Raw genomic sequence first — 23,522 nt, forward strand, 5'->3', positions numbered from 1 at the left:
GTGTCTCCCCCGCTCCGGTCTGCCCGACCGCTCGCGTCCGTCGGCGCGGAGGCGCGGTGGCTACATCGGTTTGCGGTCGAGGACGCAGAACTCGTTGCCCTCGGGATCGGTCAGCACGGTGAAGCCCTCGTCCCCGCGCTGGCCCACGTCCGCCCGGCGGGCGCCCAACCCCAGCAGCCGTTCCACCTCCGCGGCCGGGTCGTCCGCCACCAGGTCGGGATGGTTGCGGTTCTTGCCGGACTTGGGCCCCGCCGACCCCTGCAGCCACATGGTCATCCCGCCGTCCGGCGGGTACAGCTTGGCGCTGCCGTCGCCACCGGCCTCGACGCGGTAACCCAGCGCCTGCGACCAGAACACGGCCATCACCGTGACGTCCTGCACGTCCAACGTCCACTGCGCGATACGGCTCGTCATGACGGCCGGATACCCGGTTCGCCGCGGTCGAATCAACCGCCGCGCACCACCGCGCACCACCGCGCACCGCCGCGCACATCGGCTCAGGTCAGCGGGACGTCCACCGCCACCTCGGCGCCCAGCCGGTAGCCGTCGCAGAGGTCCAGGTCGTCACCGCTCCAGAACCGGCCCGGGTCGTACCAGTTGGGCTGGCGGCCGCGCGGCAGCAGGCCCATGTCCTCATACGTCACCGCGACCACCTCGGCGCAGTAGGCCGTCTCCAGCGTGGCGTCGCTGGTCTCCCCGGCCCGCCACGGCGGACGGACCTGCGGCACCCGGCCGCGCAGCCACCGCCAGGCGAGCTGCGCGCTGGACGGGAACGGCGTGCCGTCCAGCCGTGCCACCGTCCGCAACGCCCGGTCCTCCATGTCCCGGGTGGCCTCCGGCTCCAGCTGGCGCAGCCAGCCGCGCTGACCGTACCGGTGCGCCCACACCGTCACCGCGTCGCGCAGGTCGTGCAGTTGCACGCCGCGCTGGAAACTGCCGGACCACAGGTCGGGCAGCGAACGGCCCAGCTCGGCATGCCACATCAGCGGCGGCATGTCCTCGACCACCAGCGCCATCCCGACATGGTTCACCGGGCTGTTCGTCATGGCCTGGATGGCGCGGTCCGGCGCCGAGCGACCCCGGAAGATCCAGATGTCACCCGTACGCGTCAGATCGATGGCCTCGTCGAGGCCGATGGCGGCTACCACGTGTCTATCCTCGGCTGATGCGTTGGTGGAAAATTGCAGGTTTGGCCGGACTGGCGGGCGTGGCGGCCACCGGAGTGGTGCTCACCCGGGCGGAGCGTCGGCGAAGGGCATACACCCCGGACGAGATCCGGGAGCGGCTGCACGCGCGGGTGGGCGACACCACGCCGTCGGGAAGCGACCCGGTCGAGCGACCGGGCGAGGCGTAACGGCGGGACCGGCGGTCAGACAATGTCGGTGTCCCGCAGCAGGGACCACAGACCCGCGCCGTCCGGTGCGGCGAACCACGTCTTGCCGCCGGAACCGACCGCCTCGGCGCTGTTGGACGGGCCCGGCACCGCACCGGCCAGCACCGCCTGGGTGGGCGACAACCGCCGGATCGCGACCGCGGCCACGTTTTCCGGGTGGGCGCGGGCGAACTCCGAGTAGATCTCCTGGTCGTGCTGGCCGTCGTCGCCGATGAGCAGCCAGCGGATGTCCGGGAACTCGGAGGCCAGCCGGCGCAACGTGTTCAGCTTGTGCTCCTGGCCGCTGCGGAACCACCGGTCGGTGGTCGGGCCCCAGTCGGTGAGCAGCAGCGGCCCGGCCGGATAGAGGTGGCGGGACAGGAAGCGGGTCAACGTGGGCGCGACGTTCCACGCGCCGGTGGACAGGTAGAACACCGGGGCGCCGGCGTTCGCCGCGACCAGCCGCTCGTAGAGCACCGCCATGCCGGGCACCGCCATCCGGGCGTGCTCGTCGAGGACGAAGGTGTTCCACGCGGCGAGCAGCGGACGCGGCAGCGCGGTCACCATCACCGTGTCGTCGATGTCGGAGATGAGCCCGAACTTCATGTCCGGATCGACCACCCGGATCGGCGCCTCGACCGGCTCCGCGCCCTCGGCGGTCAGCCGCACCGAACTCCAGCCCGGATCAAGCTCGCCCTCGACCCGGCAGTCGACGTAGCCGCTGCGGTCCGTGTACGTCTCGTGGATCTTGTCGCCGACCTGGATCTGCACCCGCGCGTGGTTGACCGGTGAAGTGGTGAAGCTGCGCCAGCCGCGGAGCTTCTCCAGCTGCTTCTTGCGGGGCTGCGGGTGCCGGGTGAGCACCACCCGGGCCATCACCCGGGCCCAGCCCGACGCGCCGTACCCGGTGTAGGCGGTGATCACCGGCTGCCAGCCGCGTTGCCGCAGCCGGCGCTCGATGATCTCGTGGACCGCATCCTCGATGCGCGCCGCCCGATGCAGCCGCACCTCGGAAAGGGCTCCCGCCGAATCTGCCGCCACGCCGTTGCCTCCTGCCGGTTGTGCCTGGTCCCCGCCGTCCGTGTGACGGTACCCGGCGGGTCTGACAACTGCTGTGGAACGAGCCGAACGGGTGATGTCGGTCCACTGTCGACGCGGTGCGGGGTCAGGCCGCCGCGGCACGCACCGGCTCGGCGGCCGCCCACTGCTCGGCCCGTCGGCCCGCGCCGGCCGGTGGCATGGTCGCGGTGGTGCGCAACGGCGCGGCACAGGCTTCGGCCCGGAGGGTACGCAGTTCCGCGGCCGCCCGCTCGGCCGTCTCCCAGGCCTGCCGTTCCCGCTCGGTGGCGGCCCGGTACCCGGCCAGCCGGTGGTCCCGGACGGCGCGGCGCAACGCGGCCTCCTGCACCGTCGGGTGTGCCCGCGGGTCCCAGCCACGGTGCGCCAGCGCCTCGTTCAGCTGAGCGATGGAGATCTCCCGGCGGCGGCACGCGGCGACGGCGGTGCGGTGCAGGTAGCGCTCCCGGTCGGCGTTCTCGGTGCGGGCCCGGCGGCGGCGCATCAGCGGGTACGCGGTGGCGGCGGTCACCCGGCGGGACTCGGCGTCCGCCTCCGCGTAGGCGGCCCAGGCCGCGTCCACCTCGGCGAGCGCGTGCTGCCAGGCGGTACGGCAACGGCCGGCATGCGCGGCGGCCCGGTCGGCGGCGGCCGCCAGCTCCGTGGCGTACCCCGGATCGACGGTCTTCGCCGCAGGCGGCGGACTGGTGACGAGATTGTGCGGCAGCGCCATGATCGCCACGACGAGTGCGACCAGGAGCAGCAGGATCATCCAGATGGCGGCGGCGTTCGGAATGGCTTCAAGCATGATCGACACCTCGAGGGATGGAGTTCGCTTCGGAGCTTCGGGGCCGGGACGGCGTTCCACGGTGACCGTTGCTCCGGGCGGCCGCAGGTGTGGACGGCGGCCCGGGACGTCACGGGTGCAGGATGTCGGCGATCAGAACAGCGGCGGGGCGCGCGACCCGTGGGCCCGGGGGCCGGTGCCGGCAGGGAGGGTGGCGGCGTCCGGGTGCGGCCGGTCGATCTCGGCCGGGTGGAGTGCGGTGGGGAGGCGGGGCGCGGCGAGGGCCACTGCGACCGCGGCCGTTCCGGGGTCGGGGCTTCCTGCCGGACGGCTGGCGACGGCGGGGCTGTCGGCGGGGCGACTCGCTACCGCGGGGCTGTCAGCGGGGCGGCCCGCGACCGCAGGGCTGTCAGCGGGGCGGCCCGCGACCGCAGGACTCTCGGCCAGGCGGCTCTCAACCGGGCGGTCCTCGGCGTGGAGGGCCGGCTGGGCCGTCACGTCCGGGCCGAAGCTGGGCGCCGGGAAGGCCGGGGCCGCGAAGGCGAGCGCCAGCAGGGCCAGACCGGTCAGAAAGCGCAGCAGCCGGTGCCCGTCCCAATGACGGGGCAGGATGCGCGCAACCTCGGCCACAATCGCCAACTTACCGGTCTGCCCCCGAACCTGCACAGGTCATCCCATGTGCGGCGTTCGTCCCGCGCACCATGGGGGCATGCCGGCCGGCGATCTCGGCGCCGACCGGCGCGGCGGCCCGATCATGAGGGACGGAGCAGATCATGGCGCCCCTCCACCACGCGACACGCCCTGCCGCCCGAGCACAACGTGCATGGGCTTGACCCGGTTCGACGGACAGGGTTGATGTGTGTTGATCCTCAAGCTGCTGTGCGGACGGTTGGCGGCTGGGCGCTGGTGGCGGTTTCGTATGCGGCTGGGCTGAGGTAGCCGAGGCTGGAATGCCGGCGCCGGGTGTTGTACCAGCCCTCGACGTAGGCGAATATCGCCTGCCGGGCGGCGGTGCGGGTGGGCCAGGCCTGGCGGTGGATGAGTTCGGTTTTGAGCGTGGCGAAGAACGACTCCGCGACGGCGTTGTCCCAGCACTGGCCACGCCGGCCGACCGACAACCGCACCCCGTGCTGGCCAGCGAGGCGGGCGTGTTGAGCGCTGGTGTATTGGCAGCCGCGGTCGGAATGAAAGATCAGCCCGTCAGCCGGCCGGCGCCGGGTGAGGGCGTCGGACAGGGCGGCGTCGACCAGGTCGGTGCGTAGGTGATCGGCGACGGCCCAGCCCACCACCCGCCGCGATGCCAGGTCGATGACGGTGGCCAGGTACAGCCACCCTTCCCACGTGTTGATGTAGGTGATGTCGCCGCACCAGCGGGTGTCGACCGCTGTTGCGTCGACGGTGAAGTCCCGGCCGATCAGGTCCGGCCGCGCCGTCGCGTTCGGGTCGGCAATCGTGGTGAGCCGCCACCGGCGTGGGCTCTTGCCGCGGATCCCGGCGGCCCGCATCCGGCGGGCGATGCGTTTACGGCCATGCCGCAGACCGGCGTCGGCGAGCTCGGCGTGGATCCGCGGTGCACCGTAGGTGCCGTCCGACGCCGCATGCACCTCGCGGATCTTGACCGTGAGCTGCTCATCGACCCGCGCGCGGGTGCTGCGCTCATGGCGGGCGTAGTAGGCGGACCGGGAGACCTTCAACAGCTCACACGCGCGTTTGACGCTGTGCTCGCCGGCCTGCTCCGCCTCGACGAACGGATACACGTTCACCGGGTCTCCCTCGCGAAGAAAGCCGTCGCCCGCTTGAGGATGTCGACGTCCTGCTGCAACCGGCGGTTCTCCCGCCGCAACCGCGACAACTCCGCCCGCTCCTCGGACGTCAACCCATCCGACCGCGTACCCGCATCAACCTCGGCCTGCTTGACCCACTGCCGCACCGCGGTCTCGGTCAGATCGAAATCCTCGGTGACCTGAGCGATCGTGCGGTCACCACGCTGACACAACTCGACAATCTCAGCCTTGAACTGCGGCGTGAACGCCCGCCGAGGCCGAGACCGCTTCTTCCCCACACTCTCCATGATGCTCGACATCCTCCCGGAACCCCACCGGCTCCAGATCTCAGATGTCCGTCAAAGCGGGTCAGGCCCAGCAGAGATACGGCGCGCTCCGAACCCTAAACCCACACACCCGGCCGGCCCCAGCACCTCGTGCAGAGATGCGGCGCCCTCCGCGCCCAACAACCACACACGCAACCACCCCCAACACGGCGTGCAGAAATCCGGCGCGCTCCGCACCCCAAAACCACACACCCGGCCAGCCCCAGCACCACGTGCAGAAATCCGGCACCCTCCGCACCCCAAAACCACACACCCGGCCAGCCCCAGCACCACGTGCAGAAATCCGGCACCCTCCGCACCCCAAAACCACACGCGCAGCCGGCCCCAGCACCACGTGCAGAATGCGGCACCCTCCGAACCCGAAACCCACACACCCGGCCAGCCCCAGCACCTCGTGCAGAAATGCGGCACCCTCCGCGCCCAACAACCACACACGCAACCACCCCCAACACGGCGTGCAGAAATCCGACGCGCTCCGCACCCCAAAACCACACACGCAGCCGGCCCCAGCACCACGTGCAGAAATGCGGCACCCTCCAAACCCGAAACCCACACACCCGGCCAGCCGACCCAGCACCACGTGCAGAAATGCGGCACCCTCAGCACCCCGAAACCACACGCGCCGTTGCGCCGGCCCGTGCCCGCGCGACCTCCGCAAGGCGCACCACGCCGCCCCGCCAGAATCCGGCGATCCGACGTCGTGACACGCCGACACCTGGCGCGATGCGGTCATCGTCACCACCGCAATTCCGCAGTCGGAGCGCACAAATGCCGCAGACACCCCGCCCGCCAGCGCCGGCACACCACGGGCACTCGCGACGACCTCGGCACGCTGCCCGAGAGGCGGGGTGGCCACCGCGGCGGGTGAGGGACCATGGACGGGTGAACCTTGTGCAGACCGACCGGACCGGTGAGCTGGCGGACTGGATCGCCGACGGTGGCGTCGTGGTCCTCAGCGGGGCCGGCCTGTCCACCGAGTCCGGCATTCCGGACTACCGCGGCCCGTCCGGCGCGGCCCGGCGCGCGACGCCGATGACCTATCAGGCTTTCACCCGCGATCCGGTGGCGCGCCGGCGTTACTGGGCGCGCAGCCACCTGGGCTGGCGCACGATCGGGGACGCCCAGCCGAATGCCGGGCATCGGGCGGTGGCGCGGCTGCAGCACCTCGGCGTGCTGGACGGCATTGTGACGCAGAACGTGGACGGCCTGCACTCGGCCGCCGGGGCCCGGGACGTGGTGGAACTGCACGGCAACCTGTCCCGGATCGTCTGCCTGGACTGTGGTGAGCGGAGCGGGCGGCAGGACCTGGAACGGCGTCTGGACGCGGCCAATCCGGGGTTCGCGGCGGCGGTGTCGGCGGTGAACCCGGACGGTGACGTGGAGATCGACGACGCCGAGCTGGACGGGTTCTCGGTGGTGGACTGTGCCGGGTGTGGCGGCATGCTGAAGCCGGACGTGGTGTATTTCGGGGAGACCGTGCCGCCGGAGCGGGTGAGCGCCAGCTTCGCTCTGGTGTGCGCCGCCCGTACCCTGCTGGTCCTGGGGTCGTCGTTGACGGTGATGTCGGGGCGCCGCTTCGTGTTGCGGGCGGCCAAGGAGGGCATCCGGGTGGCGATCGTGAACCAGGGCGTGACCCGGGGCGACCCGTATGCGGGGCTGCGGGTGGACGCACCACTGGGTGCGGCGCTGACCGCTCTGGCGGACCGGCTGGGGCAGGCCCCGGTCACCAGTTGAGGTCGGGTATCCGTACTCATCCGGGCGGGTCCGCCGGTCGCCTAGGTTCGTGGGTATGACATTGATGATCTTCCGGGGTCGCCCGGTGCTCGGTGCGGTCGCCCTGGCCGGTGTCACGGTTCTGGTCTGGTGGGGCTGGCTCGGCGGGGACACCACCAAGGAGCTGGATCCGGTAACCGGCAACGAGACCGGGCCGTACTCGGCGATGCAGGTCGCCGGCTGCGTGCTGACGTTGTCGGCGGTGCTGGTGGTCGCCGTGCTGGCCGGGGTTCCGCGCCGGCCGGCGGCAGCCGTGATGACCGTGTCGTTCACCGTGGCGTGGACGGTGCAGGCGGCCGCGGCGGACGACTCGGGGCTGTACCTGGTCGGCGCGATCCTGGTGGCGGCCGGGATGACGGTGGGTACGGCGGCGGTGGTGCTGCTGACCGGCCTGGTGCGGGACCGGTGGCCCGCCTCGTCGACCGTCCCCAGTAGACTCGGCCGGCCTTGAGCGTCCATTTCGCCGCCTAAGTCCACCTAGAGAGCGTTTGCTGGACCGTAACCGTGCTGAAACCTAAATAAAGACGACGGTCCATTGACGTGACCGGACTCACTGGAGTTAACTGCCGGAACCGCTCCCGAAACCGGTTCCGAAATGACGTGGCAACCGGCCGGACATCCCCGGAGGACCAGTGCCGATCACCATCGCCGACGTCGCGGCGCGGGCCAAGGTCAGCAAGACGACCGTGTCCCGCGTGCTCAACGGCAAGGGTGAGCTGGACGAGTCCACCGCCGCCCGGGTCCGCAAGGTGATCGACGAGTTGGGTTACGTGCCGAGCTCCCGGGCCGTCGGCCTGGCCCGTGGGCGCACCCGGGTGGTCGGCATGCTGGTGCCCTCGCTCACCTGGCCGTGGATCGGCGAGGTGCTGCAGGGCGCGGTCGACGTGCTGGAGACCGAGCGGTACGGCCTGCTGCTGTTCACCTGCAACCGCGGCGAGGAGTCGATGCGCCAGTTCGGCGCGCAGGTCTCCGCCAAGAGTTTCGACGGCCTGCTGGTCATCGAGCCCGAGGGCACGCTCGACTACATCGCCACCCTGCACGCCCGGGGCCTGCCGGTCGTGCTGATCGACGACCGGGACGTCCAGCCACGGCAGATCCCGAGCGTCGGCACCACCAACCACACCGGCGCCGGCGCGGCCGCCCGGCACCTGCTCTCGCTGGGCCGGGTCCGCCCGCTGGTGATCGCCGGACCGGAGCGCTTCGGCTGCACGGTGCAGCGGCTGGAGGGTTTCACCGGCGCGTACGCCGAGGCGGGCCACCCGGTCACCCCGGACCGCGTGCTGCCCGGCGACTTCACGATCGCCTGCGGCATCGCCGGCGTGCAGCGCGCCGTCGAGGCCGGCCTGGAGTTCGACGCCGTCTTCGCCCACAACGACCTGTCCGCCACCGGCGCCATGCAGGCGGTGGTGGACAGTGGCCGCCGCGTGCCGCAGGACGTGGCGGTGGTGGGCTTCGACGACATCCCGATGGCGGCACACACCCAGCCGCCGCTCACCACGGTGCACCAGCCGCTGCGCGAGATGGGCGAGGCGGCGGCCCGTACCCTGCTGGCCCATTTCGAGGGCTCACCCCTGCCCAACCGCCCGACCGTCATCCCGGCCACCTTCATGGCACGCGCCTCCACCACCGGCCCCTAGGCCCGCATTCCACGGACATCGAGGTACCGGCTCCCGGCCGGCGCCGCGATACCGCACGCCCTCGTACCGGGGGCACACCTCTCACCCGATTGCAGTACCCGAGGAGAAATTCGATGCAGAGAAGAAGGTTGTTCCCGATCGCCCTGGCGGGCGTGCTCGCCACGGGCGGCCTCGCCGCGTGCGGCGACTCGCCGAACGCCAACAACTCCAACAGCAACAAGCAGGCCGCCACGTTCCTCAGCGTGGGCATGCCGCAGGGTCCGCAGACCGAGAACCACAATCCCTTCCTGTCCACGTCGGCCGGCTCCATGCTGGGCTACAAGTGGATGATCTACGAGCCCCTGATGATGTGGAACCCGGTGAAGCCGGCCGAGCCGTCGAAGCCGTGGCTGGCCACCGGCGCCGAGTGGGCCCCGGACAACAAGAGCGTCAAGATCACCCTGCGGGACAACGCCACCTGGTCCGACGGCCAGAAGGTGACCGGGAACGACGTCGCGTTCACGCACAACCTGATCAAGAAGACCAAGGCCCTCAACACCAACAACACGCCGTACGGCGACATCTCGGCGACCGGCAACGTGGTGACCATCAAGTTCACCTCGTCGATGTTCGTGTACCGGGAGAAGTTCCTGGGCCAGAACCCGATCGTGCCCGAGCACCTGTGGAAGGACATCAAGGACCCGACGACCGACGCGGTGAAGAACCCGGTCGGCTCCGGCCCGTACACGCTGAAGTCCTTCACCCCGCAGACCACCACGCTGAGCGTGCGCACCTCCGGCTACTGGCAGGAACTGCCGGCCGTGAAGGAGCTGCGGTACACCTCGTACACCGACAACAACGCGCAGACCACGGCGCTGGCCGACGGTTCCGCCGAGTGGTCGTTCGTGTTCATCCCGAACTACAAGGCCGTCTTCGTCGACAAGAACCCGGAGCACTACAAGGTCTGGGCGCCGCCGGTGCTGGGCATCCACGGCCTCTACCTGAACACCAAGAAGGCGCCCCTGGACAACGTGGCGCTGCGCAAGGCGATCGACCTGGTGGTCAACCGCGAGGACATCTTCCAGCAGGCGTCGGCGGGCTACTTCCACCCGGTGGTGACCAGCGTGACGGGCCTGCCGTCGCCGGCCGGTGACACGTTCATCGCCCCGGAGTACAAGGGCAAGACCCACGCCGTCGACGTCGCCGCCGCCAAGCAGGTCCTCACCCAGGCCGGCTTCAAGCTCAACGGCAGCACGCTGACCGACCCGAGCGGCAAGCCGGTGAAGATCGCGCTGACCGACCCGGCCGGCTGGTCCGACTACCAGACCTCGCTGGAGATCGTGAAGGACAACCTGTCCCAGATCGGGATCGCCGCCACGGTGGAGAAGGCCAACCAGGACGCCTGGTTCAAGAACGTCGAGGAGGGCAACTTCGACGCCACGTTCCGGTGGACCAACGGCGGCTCGACGCCGTACGACATCTACCAGACCGTGATGGACGGCGCGCTGCTCAAGCCGATCGGCCAGGCCTCGCCGGCCGGCAACTTCGGCCGCTTCGACAACCCGCAGGCGACCGCGGCGATCAAGGCGTACCGCGAGGCCGGTGACGACGCCGCCCGTACCGCCGCGCTGAACACCATGCAGAAGGTGTTCGTGGAGCAGGTTCCGATGGTGCCGGTCGGCGCGGACAACGTCGGCGCGGCGTACAGCACGAAGAACTGGGTCGGCTGGCCGGACGACAGCAACCCGTACGGCGCCGGGCAGCCCACCCAGGCCAACGCGCTGGACGTGGTCCTGCACCTGAAGCCCGCCACTTCCTGATCTCACGTCGCTCCCGGCACCGGCACGACGCCGGTGCCGGGGGCGGCACGCTGACCACCCCATCAAGACAGGAACTCGGCATGACGTCGATTCAAGACGCCCCGGCGCCGGCCAGCGAGGTGGTGCTGGAGGCGGCCGGCCTGACCAAACACTTCCCGGTACGCCGCAGCCTGCGCGACCTCTTCAGCCGGACGCACCACGCCGTGCACGCCGTCGACGACGTGGACCTCACGTTGCGCCGGGGCCGGGTGACCGCCCTGGTCGGCGAGTCCGGCTCGGGCAAGTCCACGGTGGCCCGCCTGCTCGCGCAGCTCTATCCCCGGACCGGCGGTGACATCCGGCTGCACGGCACGTCCACCCGGGTCTCCGGCGGCCGGCAGTTCCGGCAGTACGCCGCGCGGGTGCAGATGATCTTCCAGGACCCGTTCGCGTCGCTGAACCCGGTGCACACCATCCGGTACCACCTGACCCGGGCACTGAAGATCCACCACAACGCCGGCCGCACCTCGGCCGACCTCGAGCGCGCACTGCACGACCTGCTGAACCGGGTGTCGCTGACGCCGCCCGAACGCTACCTCGACAAGTTCCCGCACGAGTTGTCCGGCGGCCAGCGGCAGCGCGTCGCGATCGCCCGGGCGCTGGGCGCGAACCCGGAGGCGCTGCTCGCCGACGAGCCGGTGTCCATGTTGGACGTCTCCATCCGGCTGGGTGTGCTGAACCTGTTGCGGGACCTCAAGGAACGGCTGAACCTGGCCATCCTCTACATCACCCACGACATCGCCTCGGCGCGGTACTTCGCCGACGAGACCGTGGTGATGTACGCGGGCCGGATGGTCGAGGGCGGCGACAGCGAGACCGTGACCCAGTCGCCGGCGCACCCGTACACCCGGCTGTTGATCGATTCGGCGCCGGATCCGGACCGCCTGCACGGCACGCTCGAGGCCGACACCCGCGATCGCGGTAACGGCGAACCGCCGAGCCTGATCCGGCCGCCGGCCGGCTGCCGGTTCCACCCGCGCTGCCCGATGGCCATGCCCCGGTGCACCACCGATCTGCCGGTCCGCCTGGAGATCGGCGACCGGCCCGGGCACTGGGCCGCCTGCTGGCTCTACGACCAGGGCACGGTGGCGGCCGAGCAACCCGGTTCCGCGGCCGCGGCCGGCATCGTCCGGGAGGAGGCGCCATGAGATATGTCCTGCAGCGGATCGCGTTCTACGTCTTCACCGCGTGGGCCGCGATGACCATCAACTTCTTCATCCCCCGGATGATCCCCGGCGACCCGGTCCAGGCGCTGCTCGCCCGCTTCCAGGGCCAGTTGAACAGCGACGCGATCGAATCGCTGTACGTGCTGTTCGGCATCGACAAGAACTCCAGCCTGTGGAGCGACTACGTCGACTACTGGGGTCAGCTGTTCCGGGGCGACCTGGGCCTGTCCTTCTCCGCGTTCCCGTCGCCGGTCTCCGAGATCATCGGCGAGGCGCTGCCGTGGACCGTTGCGCTGGTCGGCATCACCACGGTCATCAGCTTCCTCCTCGGCACCAGCCTCGGCGTGCTGGCCGGCTGGCGGCGCGGTTCCTGGGTGGACGGCCTGCTGCCGGTGACCACGTTCCTGTCCTCGGTGCCGTACTTCTGGCTCGGCCTGCTCGCCATCTTCCTGCTGGCCGGGCCGGACAGCTTCTTCCCGTCCTCCGGCGGCTACGAGGGCGGCCTGGTGCCCGCCTGGGACCAGTACTTCATCCCGAGCGCGATCCAGCACAGCCTGCTGCCCGCGCTGACCATCCTGATCTCGTCGGTGAGCGGCTGGATCCTCAGCATGCGCAACATGATGGTCACGGTGGCCGCCGAGGACTACATCACCGTGGCGCACGCCAAGGGCCTGTCCGAGCGGCGGGTGGCGCTGAGCTACGCAGCCCGGAACGCGTTGCTGCCCAACGTGTCCGGCTTCGCGCTGTCGCTCGGCTTCATCGTCGGCGGCACGCTGCTGGTGGAGATCGTCTTCTCGTACCCCGGCCTGGGTTTCCTGTTGTTCCGCGCGGTCGGCGCGAAGGACTACCCGCTGATGCAGGGCATCTTCCTGATCATCACGATCGCGGTGCTGGTCGCCAACCTGATCGCCGACATCCTCTACCTGCTCCTCGACCCCCGCACCCGTAAGGAGGGCTGAGCGATGACGATTCCCACGTCCAGCATCGACCAGGTCATCCCCGGCCAGGGTGCGATGGCCCAGCCGGAGGAGGCCAAGCCGGTCAAGGCGAAGCGGCAGCGGTTCCGCTTCGTGACCAACGCGAAGGCCGCGACCGGCCTGGTCATCCTCGGCGTCTACCTGCTGTTCGCGGTCATCGGGCCGTGGATCGCACCGTACGATCCGGGCGCGCGCAGCAGCCAGCTGGTGGCGCCGCCGTCCCCGGACCACTGGCTGGGCACCACCCACCTCGGGCAGGACGTGCTGAGCCAGCTGCTGGTCGGCACCCGCGGCGTGATGGTCGTCGGCCTGACCGCCGGCGTCGCCGCGACCATCCTGTCGGTCATCGTCGGGGTGACCGCCGGCTACCTCGGCGGCGGCTGGGACGACGCGCTGTCCGCGCTGTCCAACGTGTTCCTGGTCATCCCGGCGCTCCCGCTGATCATCATCGTCGCGTCCACCTTCCAGAACGCGGGCTCGACGATCGTCGCCCTGACCATCGGGCTCACCTCGTGGGCGTGGGGTGCCCGGGTGCTGCGGGCGCAGACGTTGTCGTTGCGGCGGCGCGACTACGTCGAGGCGTCCCGGGCGTCCGGCGAGACCACCTGCCGGATCATCTTCTTCGAGATCATGCCGAACCTCACGGCGATCATCGCCTCCGGTTTCGTGGGTACCGTCATCTTCGCGGTGGCCACCGAGATCACGCTGGCGTTCATCGGCATCGGCGGCATCTCGAACTGGAACTGGGGCGAGATCCTGTTCTGGGCGCAGAGCCAGCAGGCCCTGGCCCAGGGCGCGTGGTGGTGGTTCGTCCCGGCCGGCCTGGCGATCGCGTTCCTCGGCACCGCGCTGTCGCTGATCAACTTCGGCATCGACGAGTTCGTCAGCCCGCGCCTGCGCAGCGCCGGCAAAACCAAGATCAAGACCGCCTCCGGCCATACCGTACGGATGCGCGTGGGCTTCACCCCGGTGCTGGCGAACTCGGCCGAGCCGCACACCCACGCCCGGCCCATGCCGATCAACCTGAACGGGGCCACCCCCGTGCAACGCACCGAAGAGGTGAATCCATGAGTGAGCCGGTGCTCGAGATCCGGAACCTCAACGTCGACTACGGGCTGGGCGAGCAGGCGGTGCACGCGGTCCGCGACGTCAACCTGACCCTGCACCGCGGCGAGGTGCTCGGCCTGGCCGGGGAGAGCGGCTCCGGCAAGTCGACGCTCGCCTACGGCCTGACCCGGCTGCTCGCACCGCCCGGCGTGATCACCGGCGGCGAGGTGGTCTACCACCCGGAGCAGGGCGAGGCGTACGACGTGCTGGCGCTGTCCGACCGCGGGCTGCGCGAGTTCCGCTGGGCGGAGACGGCCATCGTGTTCCAGGGCGCGATGAACTCCCTGAACCCGGTGCACAAGATCTCCACCCAGCTGGGCGACGTGCTGGCGGCGCACGAGCCGACGATGTCCGCACACAGCCGCCAGGCGCGCTGCCGCGAGATGCTCAAGCTGGTCGGCATCTCACCGGACCGGATGGACGCGTACCCGCACCAGCTCTCCGGCGGCATGCGCCAGCGGGTGATGATCGGCATGGCGCTGATCCTGCAGCCGCAGGTGGTCATCATGGACGAGCCCACCACCGCGCTGGACGTGGTGATGCAGCGGCAGATCCTGGGCCAGCTCATCGAGCTGCGCGAGCGGCTCGGCTTCTCGGTCATCTTCATCACCCACGACCTGTCCCTGCTGGTGGAGTTCTCCAACCGGATCGCCATCATGTACGGCGGCCGGATCGTCGAGGAGGCGCCCGCGGCGTCGCTGTACCGCGACTCCCTGCACCCGTACAGCGCGGGCCTGCTGAGTTCGTTCCCGGCACTGCGCGGTCCCCGCCGCGAGCTGACCGGCATCCCGGGCTCGCCGCCCGACCTCAAGGGCATGCCGAGCGGCTGCTCGTTCCACCCGCGCTGCCCGAAGGTGTTCGAGCCGTGCGCCGGCAACATTCCGGTGCTGGGACGCCCAACAACCCCGGACGGCGCATCGCGCTCGGTAGCCTGCTGGCTACACCCAGTCGTCGAGTCGGTCGGCTAGGCCTTTTTCATCCCCACAGGAGACCCATGAACCCCACCGTCACCCCCGCTCCCGGACCGCTGCTGCCGTACGCGACCTTCCCACCGGACTTCCGGTGGGGCGTCGCCACGTCGTCGTACCAGATCGAGGGCGCCGCGACCGAGGACGGCCGGACCCCCTCGATCTGGGACACGTTCTGCCGGGTACCCGGCGCCGTCCGGGACGGCGACCACGGTGACGTCGCCTGCGACCACTACCACCGGATGCCGCAGGACGTGGCACTGATCAAGAGCCTGGGCGTGGACTCGTACCGCTTCTCGGTGGCCTGGCCGCGCGTGCAGCCCGGCGGCCGCGGCCCGGCGAACCCGGCCGGCCTGGCGTTCTACGACCGGCTCACCGACGAACTGCTGGCGGCCGGCATCGCGCCGTGGGTCACGCTGTACCACTGGGACCTGCCGCAGGAACTGGAGGACGCCGGCGGCTGGCCGAACCGGGACACCGCGTACCGGTTCGCCGACTACGCGATGCTGGTCTTCGACAAGCTGGCCGACCGGGTGGACACGTTCACCACGCTGAACGAACCCTGGTGCTCGGCCTGGCTCGGATACCAGATCGGCGTGCACGCCCCGGGCCGGCGGGACTTCGGCGCGGCCATCTCCGCGGTGCATCACCTGCTGCTCGGCCACGGACTGGCCACCCAGCGGATGCGGGCGGCGCAGACCCGGCCGCACACGTACGGAATCACGCTCAACATGGGCACCGCCGACCCGGCCACCGACGCGCCGGCGGACCGGGACGCGGCCCGCCGGGCGGACGGCATGGGCCTGCGGATCTACCTCGACCCGCTGCGGCACGGCCGGTACCCCGAGGACATGGTGGCGGACATCGCCGCCCAGGGATCCGCGTTCCCGGTGCGGGACGGCGACCTGGAGATCATCTCCACGCCGTTCGACGTGCTGGGCGTGAACTTCTACTTCGGGCAGGACTTCAGCGGCACCGACGAGAACGGCAACACGGTCGACGGAGACGGCCTGCCGGTGGTACGCCAGGTCTTCCCCGGCACCGCGCGGACCGCGATGGACTGGCCGATCACGCCGGAACGGTTCACCCAGCTGCTGGTCCGGCTGCACCGCGACTACCCCGGGCTGCCGCTGGTCATCACGGAGAACGGTGCCGCGTTCGACGACCGCCCGGACGACGAGAACTTCGTGCGCGACGACGACCGGACCGCGTACCTGGCCGAGCACATCGCCGCCGTGGCGGCGGCCCGCGAGCAGGGCGCGGACGTGCGCGGCTACTTCGCCTGGTCCCTGATGGACAACTTCGAATGGGCCGAGGGGTACGCCAAGCGCTTCGGCATCGTCCACGTCGACTACACGACGCAGAAGCGCACGCCCAAGCAGAGCGCGCTCTGGTACCGCGACGCGATCAACCGCGACCGCGGCCGGTAGTGCGCCGGTGACCCCGGGGACACGGCCGGCTCGGCCGTGTCCCCTGTCGGCTAGCCGACACCCGGGGCGCCGTCGCAGGTCAGCTCGGCATTACTGGCATCTTTCCTTACTTTAGTGATCATCGATTTACCTCGGCATTACGCACCGCTCAGCAAGCTTCCCCCAGCACACATCAAGTGGGGGGAGCTACTTCCGTGCGTCAATCGACAACGCGGTCCGCATCGCCCGGCCCGACCGGACCGGGCCGCGCCCGGCGGTGGGTCTGGGGCCTGGGCATCGCCACCGTCTCCGCGGTCAGCGCCTTCGGCGTGTCGTCCTGGCAGGCGAACGCCGCGCCCAACCCACCGCCGGCACCGGGCATCCCGCCGGCCGCGGTGTCCAACCCGGAGCCGGTGCCCACCGGCGCCACCGGCGTCGGCTCGGACCCGCTGACCGCGTCCGAGATGGACAAGGCGCGCGCCATCGCCCTGACGCCGAACCTGGCCGGCGCGGCCAAGGACGTGACCGGCAAGGCCGGACCCGAGTTCCTGTCCGCGGAGATCACCGATGACGACGCCGGGCGCCGGGCCGACGTGTACTTCTACGACTACGCCGCCAACAAGCTGCACAAGCAGGTCGTGGACCTGAAGGCCGGCAAGCTGACCGGGTCGTACGCGGCGGGCGGCCTGCAGCCGCCGGCCAACGACCGCGAGGTCAGCACGGCGCTCAACCTGCTGCTCGCCGACGCGCAGGGCGCCAAGCTGCGCGACGGCTACGCCAAGGCCACCGGCCGGGCGTTCGCCGGGCCGCAGGACATCACCGTCACCGCGCACACCTACGAGCCGCGGCCCGCGGACTCCGACGCGAAGAAGTGCAGCAAGCACCGCTGCGTGCGGCTGATCGTCGAGGCCGGCGAAGGCACCTTCATCGACCTCAACGACGTGATCATCAACCTTTCCGGGCGCGCCGTCGTCCGGCTCGGATGAAACGGGGAACTGCGGAAATGACGGTCAAGCGCATCACGGGCGCCGCCGCGGCGGCGACCATGGTCCTGTCGCTCGGTGCGGCGATCGCCGCCCCCACGGCCGCCATGGCGGCACCCGCGCCGTGCGGGACGGCCACCCAGGTCAGGGAGACCCTGCCCAACGGCACCGTCTGGGACATGTGCTGGCGGATGCAGACGGGCGCCGGCCTGATCCTGGAGAAGGTCACGACGGCGACGAAGCGGAACCCGACGCCGGTCCAGATCCTCGACAACATCCGGCTCGCCCAGCTCAACGTGCCCTACGACCACGGCGGCGTGGAGTACAACGACGTCACCGAGTACGGCCTCGGCGGCTCCTTCGCGCAGACCATCGCCGGCGACGACTGCAAGGGCGGGTCGGCGCGCGAGGGTAGCGACGGCGAGAACCCGCTGAAGAAGCGCAAGCTGCTCTGCGTCAGCGCGGAGCCGTCCGGACTGGCGTACCGCGCGTCCGGGGAGGACAAGGTCTACTCCAAGCTCGGGCACGATCTGGTGCTCCGGTCCATCGCCCAGATCGGCTGGTACGAGTACGTGACCGAGTACCGGTTCCACGACGACGGCACCGTCTCGGCCCGTCTCGGCGCGACCGGCGACCTGGCGAACGACTTCTCCAAGCCCGACACGGGCTGGCCGATCGGCAAGGGCGCCAAGGACTACGAGACCAACCACTTCCACACCGCCTTCTGGCGCGTCGACTTCAACATCGACGGCAAGGGCGGCGAGAAGGTCGAGCAGTACGACACCAAGACCGACGGCAAGGACGGCGAGACCGGGCAGGCGATCCTCAAGACGTCGAAGACCGACATCGCCAAGGAGGGCAGCTTCACCAAGACCAACCAGCGCTGGTGGCGGGTCGCCAGCCCGACCAAGAACACCGACGGGCACCTCCGCTCGTACGAACTGGTCACCGGGCCCAGCGACGTGTACGAGGCGCACCCGGAGATGAAGCCGGACGTCACGTTCACCCAGAACCAGACGTGCGAGAAGTACGCCACCGACAACACCGACCCGCAGTGCGCCAACCGCACGACGGTCCTGGACTACGCCAAGGACAAGCAGGACCTGAAGGACCCGATCATGTGGGTCCGGGTCGGCTTCCACCACGTCCCCCGCGACGAGGACCAGAGCCCGATGCCGCTGCACTGGCAGGGTTTCGACCTGTCCCCGCGCGACTTCACCGCGGTCAACCCGCTGGTGCCGGACGGCCGGACGAACGTCAACGGGTCGGGAAACTGAGTCGGTGCACGTACGCCGGCTGTCCGTCGCGCTGATCCTGACCGCGGCCGTCCTGGGCGGCTGCGGTTCGGATCCGGCTCCGCCGGCCACGCCTCCGGGCGCGGCCGGTGGGGCCGGCCCCGCCGCCTCGCCGTCCGGGTCGTCCGGGGGTGCCGGGGCGGCACCGGCGCCGAGCACGGCGCCGCCGAACGGGGTCGACCTGCTGTTCGCCAAGATGATGATCGTCCACCACGATCAGGCCGTGCGGATGAGCCGGGACCTGGTGGCCAAGCCCGGCATCCCGGAACGCGCGCACGCGGTGGCCGCCTACATCGCGAAGGACCAGCAGCGGGAGATCGAGGAGATGAACGCCTGGCTCCAGGCCTGGGGGCAACCCGCCGTGAACCCGGCCGACCCGGCCCTGCACCGCCTGCACGGCCGCGACGGCGCGGCCCACGGCATGGTCGACGAGACCCAGGTGGCGGCGGCCGGGGCGGCGGCACCGGCGGAGGCCACCCGGTTGTTCCTGCGGCACATGATCGAACACCACAACGGCGCCATCACGATGGCACAGTCGGCGCTGGAGGACGGGCGCAACGCCTACGTGCGGCAGCTCTCCAAACACATCGTGAACGAGCAGACCGCGGAGAACGAGGCGATGCGCGGCATGCTCACCGAGCTGAACTGACCGCCCGGGCACCCGCCGCGACCCGGGCACCTCGCGGCCGTCAGGTCAGCCCCGGGCGCGGCTGATCTGACGGCGCTGGGTCGCGCGGGAGAACGGTATCGGCGCCCCGCCGGCCGCCGGCAGACCCCCGTCCGTCAGCAGCCGCGCGATCGGCAGCGTCGCCGCGCCCATCGCCACCGCGTCCGGCCCGAGCTGGCCGATGTCGATGCGGGTCTTCGAGTACGGATGCCGCAGGGCGTACCGCGCCGACGCGGCCCGGATCTCCGGGAGGCACCGCTCGCCCAGCGCCAGACCGGCCCGCCCGCCCAGCACGATCCGCTCGGGGCTGAACAGGTTGATCAGCCCGGCGATGCCCGCGCCCAGGTACCCGATCGTCTGCGTGATCACCTCGGCGGCCGGCCCGTCGACCGGGCCGCTCAGCACCCGCGGCAACAGCCCCGGGTCCGGCTCGCAACCGAGCGCCTCGGCCAGCCGGGCGTCCACCCGGTCCGAGGAGATGTACGCCTCGAGACACCCCCGCGCGCCGCACCGGCACCGGTCGCCGTCGTACACCAGCGTGGTGTGTCCCCACTCCCCCGCGTTGCTGTTCGCGCCGCGGTAGCCGCGCCCGTCCATCACCACGGCCGCGCCCACCCCGGCGCCGACCATCACGATGACCGCGTGCCGGGCGCCCCGGCCGGCGCCGAACCACATCTCGGCCTGCCCGACCGCCTTGGCGCCGTTCTCCACGAACACCGGCACGCCGGTGCCCTCGCGCAGCATCGCGCCGAGCGGCACACCGTCCCAGCCGTTCGTCTGCGAGTGCACCACCGGGTCGCAGGTCTGGTCCACCACGCCGGTCACGCCCACGCCGAACCCGAGCACCTCGGACGGCTGAACGCCGGCCTCGTCGACGACCGCGGCCAGCCCCTCGAGCAGCTTCGCGGCGACCAGCCGGGGATCGCCACCGCGCTCACCCAGCGCGTACGTCGCGACGCCGAGCCGGGACATCGCCAGGTCGTACAGCTCGACCAGCACCCGGGTGGGACCGACGTCGGCGCCGGCCACGTACCCGTATCCCGGTGCGACCCGCAGCAGGGCCCGCGGCCGTCCGCCGTCCGACCCGACCAGCCCGGCCTCCTCGACCAGCCCCTCGTCGATCATCTCGCCGATCAGGTTGCTGACGCTGGCCTGGCTCAGCGCGGTGGTGTCGCCGAGTTGCTGACGGCTCTGCCGCCCGCCGTGGAACAGGTCGGTGAGCAGGCTGGCCCGGTTCGCCCGGCGCACATCCCGTACCGTCGTCCGCCTGGTCTCCACGCGCGCACCATCCCTGCCGTCCGACTGTCGTGCCCGCTCATCATGTCGCCCGGCCCGGTGCAAAACCAGCACCGGGCGGTACCGGCCCTGGCGTACCGTGCCCCCATGACCGACTACCGCGAGGTGAACCGCGCGAACTGGGACGAGCGCGCCCAGGCCCACGCCGCCTCTTCCGACTACGGCCTGGACCGGTTCGCCGCCGATCCGCAGCACCTCAGCGAGGTCGTCCGGTTCGACCTGCCGCGGCTGGGCGACGTCGCCGGCCTGCGCGGCGTGCACCTGCAGTGCCACATCGGCACGGACACGGTGTCGCTGGCCCGGCTCGGCGCCACCATGACCGGCGTGGACTTCTCGCCGAAGTCGCTGGAGCAGGCGCGGCGGCTGGCGGAGCAGGCCGGCACCCCGGTCGACTTCGTGGAATCCGACGTGTACGCCGCCCCCGAGGCGCTCGGCGGCGCCCGGTTCGACCTGGTCTTCACGGGCGTCGGCGCGCTGTGCTGGCTGCCCGACATCCGGCGCTGGGCGCAGACCGTCGCCGCCCTGCTGCGACCCGGCGGGCGGTTGTTCCTCCGCGAGGGTCACCCGGTGCTGTGGGCGCTGGACTACGACCGCTCCGACGACCTGCTCGCGCTGCACACGTCCTACTTCACCCACGAGCAACCCCAGGTGTACGACGAACCGGGCACGTACGTGGCGACGGACGCCGAGTTCACCCACACCGTCACGCACGAGTGGAACCACGGCCTCGGCGAGATCGTCACCGCGGTGCTGGACGCCGGCCTCACGCTCACCGGACTGGTCGAGCACCAGAGCGTGCCGTGGGAGGCGCTGCCCGGCCGGATGACCAAGGTCGCCGAGAACGAATGGCAGATCAGCGACCGGCCCGAACGGTTACCGCACACCTACACTCTGCAGGCGGTCAAACCTTCCGTTTAGAGATCGACGCGTTCCGGGTATCCCGCGGTCCATCCCCACGAAATAGGAGACTCGGATGCGGTTCGGATCGATCGGCGGCGTCATTGTCCTTCTCTGGCTGATCCTCGGCGGCATCGCCGCCTTCGAACGCGGCTACTTCCGCGAGACGGGCGACGCGAGCTGCGCGGAGGCGGGCACGGTGATCGTCACGGTGGTCGCCGGCCCGCTCAACTGGCTGGGTGTCAACCCGAAGATCACCTGTGACATCCCGGAGCCCAGCAAGTAGGCCGGGGCCGAGGATGGCCACATCGGACGGTCCGGTTCCCGCTTCGGGGCCGGGCCGTTTCCGGTTCGCGCGCCAGGCAGTACCAGGCAGTACCAGGCCGGTGTCCGGTTTCCGGGTCGCCGCGTGGCGCCGCGGAGGTTAGGGAGCCGGCACGCCCCGCCAGGCGTGCCGGCTCGAGAACCAGGCTTGGACGCGGACATCGCCCATGCCTGGCTGCGCGTCCCGCACGGGGACACGTTGCGCGGGAACGGCGGAGCCGGTCCCGAAGGGGATGATGGTGCGGCCGGAGGCGGTCATCTGCCCGAAGCGGCCCGGCGCCCGGCCCGGTCAGGCGTGTCCCACCCCTACCCTGGCCATCCGACGGCGCACCCGCCCGACGTGCACGCGCCGGTCAGGCCTCGCGCCGCCGGCGCGGGCGCCGCCACGGGCGCGCCGGGCCGGGCCGGTCCGGCCGTGGCCGGGCCGGGCGCGGTCGCGGCGGGTCGTGCCGGGACTGGGACGGACGCCACGGTCCACGCGGTAGCAAGACGGCTCGTCGCCTCCGGGTCGGTGCAGGGATGGTGCGGTGGCCGGGGCCGGCCGGGTCGGCGTGGGGGGCACGCTTACTGCCTTCCGAAAGTGGGGGTTCGGGTCCCGCCGGCCGGGGCGTCGGCAGGCGGAACCGGCATACCGTATCTAGATCCTCATCGATGAGGAAACGCTCCGGCCCAGGCTTAACCGAGACCTAAGGCGTCCCTGCACCTCCGTTGCGGAAGCCGGCCGAAAGTGTCACCGCGTCCACGGCGGGCTGATCGTCGAGCCGTCCGGCAGGGTCGCCTGGAAGCCCACGCTCGTGGTGACCCAGGCGGTTCCCGGCTCGGCCGACGGATTGTCGATCGTCAGTTCGCCGCCGGCCGGCACCACCAGTACGTCACCGGCGCCGAGCGTGCCGGTGACGCCGTCCACGGTGACCGTCAGCTCGCCGGTCAGTTGCAGGAAGACCTCCTCCCGGCCGACCCGGTGAGCGACGCCCGCGCTGCCCGGTGCGAACTCGACCCGCCAGGCGCACAGCTCGGCGCTGCCCCGCGACGGCGCGGCGAACGAGTGGAACGTGGTGCCGTGCATCCGATGGGCGACCGCCTCGGACCTCCGCACGATCGGCATGATCCTCTCCCTCCAGTTGGTCAGGCTACTTGACTACATAGTCAAGCTGCTTGACCGATGTGTCAAACTGCGGAGGTGGATCGCGACCTTCTGGACCTGCCCGTCTTGTTCCTCGGCGCCGCACGCGCCCTGATCGACGGCATCGACGCCGGCGTCCGGGCGCGCGGCTTCACCGAAGTGCGACCGGCACACGGCTTCGCCTTCGCGCTGCTGTCCCACGGCGGCGCCACGACCGTCGAGCTGGCGCACCATCTCGACATCACGAAGCAGGCCGCCAGCCAGATGATCGAGGACCTGGTGGGGCGCGGGTACGTGGAACGACGGCCCCACCCCGACGACGCCCGCGCCCGGCTGATCGTGCTGACCGACAAGGGCTGGGCGTGCACCCGCGCCGCGGAGGAGGCCGCCGACGAGATCCTCCGCCCCTGGGCCGACGCACTCGGCACGGAACGGCTGGCCGCCCTGCGGGCCGACCTGTCCCGGCTCGCCGTACCCGGCCGGCTCCGCCCCATCTGGTGACCGCGCCCGGCGGGTCGAACCCGGCATTCCCGCACGCCGCGACCACCCGGTTATTCCGGTGTGCGGCGCATGGCCCACGAGGACCTCGCGGGTTTCGTCCCGGCGGCCGCGGTCCGGCAGTATCGTGACTACGTTTGGCGATCAGGCAGATCGTCGCCGAGTCCGGTCGCCATTGCGGACAGCTCCAGCCGTGTCAAGTTCTGTTGATTCCGGTCGCCTATCGGTGCGGGGGCATC

25 protein-coding genes are annotated in these 23,522 nt (G+C 71.0%); 16 read left to right on the forward strand and 9 right to left on the reverse strand.

The features are described from left to right. Window positions 1-60: 60 nt before the first annotated feature. Window positions 61-414: a VOC family protein gene (locus LDL48_RS18515; protein ID WP_225256399.1), complete on the reverse strand. Its 354-nt coding sequence runs from the start codon at window positions 412-414 to the stop codon at window positions 61-63. Between the two features lie 83 nt (window positions 415-497). Further along, a complete protein-coding gene (locus tag LDL48_RS18520) occupies window positions 498-1,148 on the reverse strand; it encodes a hypothetical protein (RefSeq protein WP_225256400.1) in 651 nt (216 codons plus the stop codon). A gap of 41 nt (window positions 1,149-1,189) precedes the next feature. Between LDL48_RS18520 and LDL48_RS18525 the strand changes: the two genes are divergently transcribed. Beyond that, a complete protein-coding gene (locus tag LDL48_RS18525; RefSeq protein ID WP_225256401.1) occupies window positions 1,190-1,354 on the forward strand; it encodes a hypothetical protein in 165 nt (54 codons plus the stop codon). Between the two features lie 15 nt (window positions 1,355-1,369). On the opposite strand, the gene LDL48_RS18530 is transcribed toward LDL48_RS18525, so the two are convergent. From LDL48_RS18530 to LDL48_RS18550, 5 genes are all read right to left on the reverse strand, one after another. Continuing rightward, window positions 1,370-2,413 carry an App1 family protein phosphatidate phosphatase gene (locus LDL48_RS18530; protein ID WP_225256402.1) on the reverse strand — a complete coding sequence of 348 codons (1,044 nt, stop codon included), beginning with the start codon at window positions 2,411-2,413 and terminating at the stop codon, window positions 1,370-1,372. Window positions 2,414-2,537: 124 nt separating this feature from the next. After that, window positions 2,538-3,236 (reverse strand): hypothetical protein, encoded by a 699-nt coding sequence (locus LDL48_RS18535; protein WP_225256403.1) that lies wholly within the window; start codon window positions 3,234-3,236, stop codon window positions 2,538-2,540. 132 nt (window positions 3,237-3,368) lie between these two features. Next, entirely contained in the window at window positions 3,369-3,845 is a 477-nt protein-coding gene (locus tag LDL48_RS18540) for a hypothetical protein (protein ID WP_225256404.1), read from the reverse strand. Window positions 3,846-4,084: 239 nt separating this feature from the next. Next, on the reverse strand, window positions 4,085-4,978 hold the full coding sequence (locus LDL48_RS18545) for an IS3 family transposase (protein ID WP_225256405.1): 894 nt from the start codon (window positions 4,976-4,978) through the stop codon (window positions 4,085-4,087). Continuing rightward, window positions 4,975-5,298: a transposase gene (locus tag LDL48_RS18550; RefSeq protein ID WP_372472141.1), complete on the reverse strand. Its 324-nt coding sequence runs from the start codon at window positions 5,296-5,298 to the stop codon at window positions 4,975-4,977. The genes LDL48_RS18545 and LDL48_RS18550 overlap by 4 nt, the downstream gene beginning before the upstream one ends. Window positions 5,299-6,216: 918 nt before the next feature. Between LDL48_RS18550 and LDL48_RS18555 the strand changes: the two genes are divergently transcribed. The 12 genes from LDL48_RS18555 (at window position 6,217) to LDL48_RS43540 (ending at window position 19,127) form a co-directional block, all read left to right on the forward strand. Further along, on the forward strand, window positions 6,217-7,059 hold the full coding sequence (locus tag LDL48_RS18555; RefSeq protein WP_225256453.1) for an NAD-dependent protein deacetylase: 843 nt from the start codon (window positions 6,217-6,219) through the stop codon (window positions 7,057-7,059). A 55-nt stretch (window positions 7,060-7,114) separates the two neighbouring features. Further along, window positions 7,115-7,549: a hypothetical protein gene (locus tag LDL48_RS18560; protein ID WP_225256406.1), complete on the forward strand. Its 435-nt coding sequence runs from the start codon at window positions 7,115-7,117 to the stop codon at window positions 7,547-7,549. 181 nt (window positions 7,550-7,730) lie between these two features. Then, a complete protein-coding gene (locus LDL48_RS18565; protein WP_225256407.1) occupies window positions 7,731-8,735 on the forward strand; it encodes a LacI family DNA-binding transcriptional regulator in 1,005 nt (334 codons plus the stop codon). Between the two features lie 113 nt (window positions 8,736-8,848). Then, entirely contained in the window at window positions 8,849-10,534 is a 1,686-nt protein-coding gene (locus LDL48_RS18570; protein WP_225256408.1) for an ABC transporter substrate-binding protein, read from the forward strand. A gap of 80 nt (window positions 10,535-10,614) precedes the next feature. Beyond that, window positions 10,615-11,721, forward strand: coding sequence for an ABC transporter ATP-binding protein (locus tag LDL48_RS18575; RefSeq protein ID WP_225256409.1), 1,107 nt, complete (start codon window positions 10,615-10,617; stop codon window positions 11,719-11,721). Beyond that, a complete protein-coding gene (locus LDL48_RS18580; RefSeq protein WP_225256410.1) occupies window positions 11,718-12,698 on the forward strand; it encodes an ABC transporter permease in 981 nt (326 codons plus the stop codon). The genes LDL48_RS18575 and LDL48_RS18580 overlap by 4 nt, the downstream gene beginning before the upstream one ends. Window positions 12,699-12,701: 3 nt before the next feature. Further along, a complete protein-coding gene (locus LDL48_RS18585; RefSeq protein ID WP_225256411.1) occupies window positions 12,702-13,787 on the forward strand; it encodes an ABC transporter permease in 1,086 nt (361 codons plus the stop codon). Then, window positions 13,784-14,791 carry an ABC transporter ATP-binding protein gene (locus LDL48_RS18590; RefSeq protein WP_225256412.1) on the forward strand — a complete coding sequence of 336 codons (1,008 nt, stop codon included), beginning with the start codon at window positions 13,784-13,786 and terminating at the stop codon, window positions 14,789-14,791. Before LDL48_RS18585 ends, LDL48_RS18590 begins: the two co-directional genes overlap by 4 nt. A gap of 26 nt (window positions 14,792-14,817) precedes the next feature. Continuing rightward, window positions 14,818-16,221: a GH1 family beta-glucosidase gene (locus LDL48_RS18595; RefSeq protein ID WP_225256413.1), complete on the forward strand. Its 1,404-nt coding sequence runs from the start codon at window positions 14,818-14,820 to the stop codon at window positions 16,219-16,221. A 194-nt stretch (window positions 16,222-16,415) separates the two neighbouring features. After that, window positions 16,416-17,186, forward strand: a complete 771-nt coding sequence (locus tag LDL48_RS18600; RefSeq protein ID WP_225256414.1) for a hypothetical protein — start codon at window positions 16,416-16,418, stop codon at window positions 17,184-17,186. 17 nt (window positions 17,187-17,203) lie between these two features. Then, window positions 17,204-18,460, forward strand: coding sequence for a copper amine oxidase (locus tag LDL48_RS18605; RefSeq protein WP_225256415.1), 1,257 nt, complete (start codon window positions 17,204-17,206; stop codon window positions 18,458-18,460). Between the two features lie 4 nt (window positions 18,461-18,464). Continuing rightward, window positions 18,465-19,127, forward strand: a complete 663-nt coding sequence (locus LDL48_RS43540) for a DUF305 domain-containing protein (RefSeq protein WP_225256416.1) — start codon at window positions 18,465-18,467, stop codon at window positions 19,125-19,127. Between the two features lie 45 nt (window positions 19,128-19,172). Here the strand turns inward: LDL48_RS43540 and LDL48_RS18615 are convergent, their stop codons facing one another. Beyond that, window positions 19,173-20,423, reverse strand: coding sequence for an ROK family protein (locus LDL48_RS18615; RefSeq protein WP_225256417.1), 1,251 nt, complete (start codon window positions 20,421-20,423; stop codon window positions 19,173-19,175). Window positions 20,424-20,528: 105 nt separating this feature from the next. On the opposite strand from LDL48_RS18615, the gene LDL48_RS18620 reads away from it, so the two are divergent. Further along, window positions 20,529-21,359, forward strand: coding sequence for a class I SAM-dependent methyltransferase (locus tag LDL48_RS18620; RefSeq protein WP_225256418.1), 831 nt, complete (start codon window positions 20,529-20,531; stop codon window positions 21,357-21,359). 55 nt (window positions 21,360-21,414) lie between these two features. After that, window positions 21,415-21,624 (forward strand): hypothetical protein, encoded by a 210-nt coding sequence (locus tag LDL48_RS18625; RefSeq protein WP_225256419.1) that lies wholly within the window; start codon window positions 21,415-21,417, stop codon window positions 21,622-21,624. 768 nt (window positions 21,625-22,392) lie between these two features. On the opposite strand, the gene LDL48_RS18630 is transcribed toward LDL48_RS18625, so the two are convergent. After that, a complete protein-coding gene (locus tag LDL48_RS18630) occupies window positions 22,393-22,767 on the reverse strand; it encodes a cupin domain-containing protein (protein ID WP_225256420.1) in 375 nt (124 codons plus the stop codon). 75 nt (window positions 22,768-22,842) lie between these two features. Between LDL48_RS18630 and LDL48_RS18635 the strand changes: the two genes are divergently transcribed. After that, a complete protein-coding gene (locus LDL48_RS18635) occupies window positions 22,843-23,286 on the forward strand; it encodes a MarR family winged helix-turn-helix transcriptional regulator (protein ID WP_225256421.1) in 444 nt (147 codons plus the stop codon). Window positions 23,287-23,522 lie beyond the last annotated feature (236 nt).

It is taken from the genome of Jidongwangia harbinensis (assembly GCF_020216025.1).
Taxonomy (GTDB): domain Bacteria; phylum Actinomycetota; class Actinomycetes; order Mycobacteriales; family Micromonosporaceae; genus Actinoplanes; species Actinoplanes harbinensis.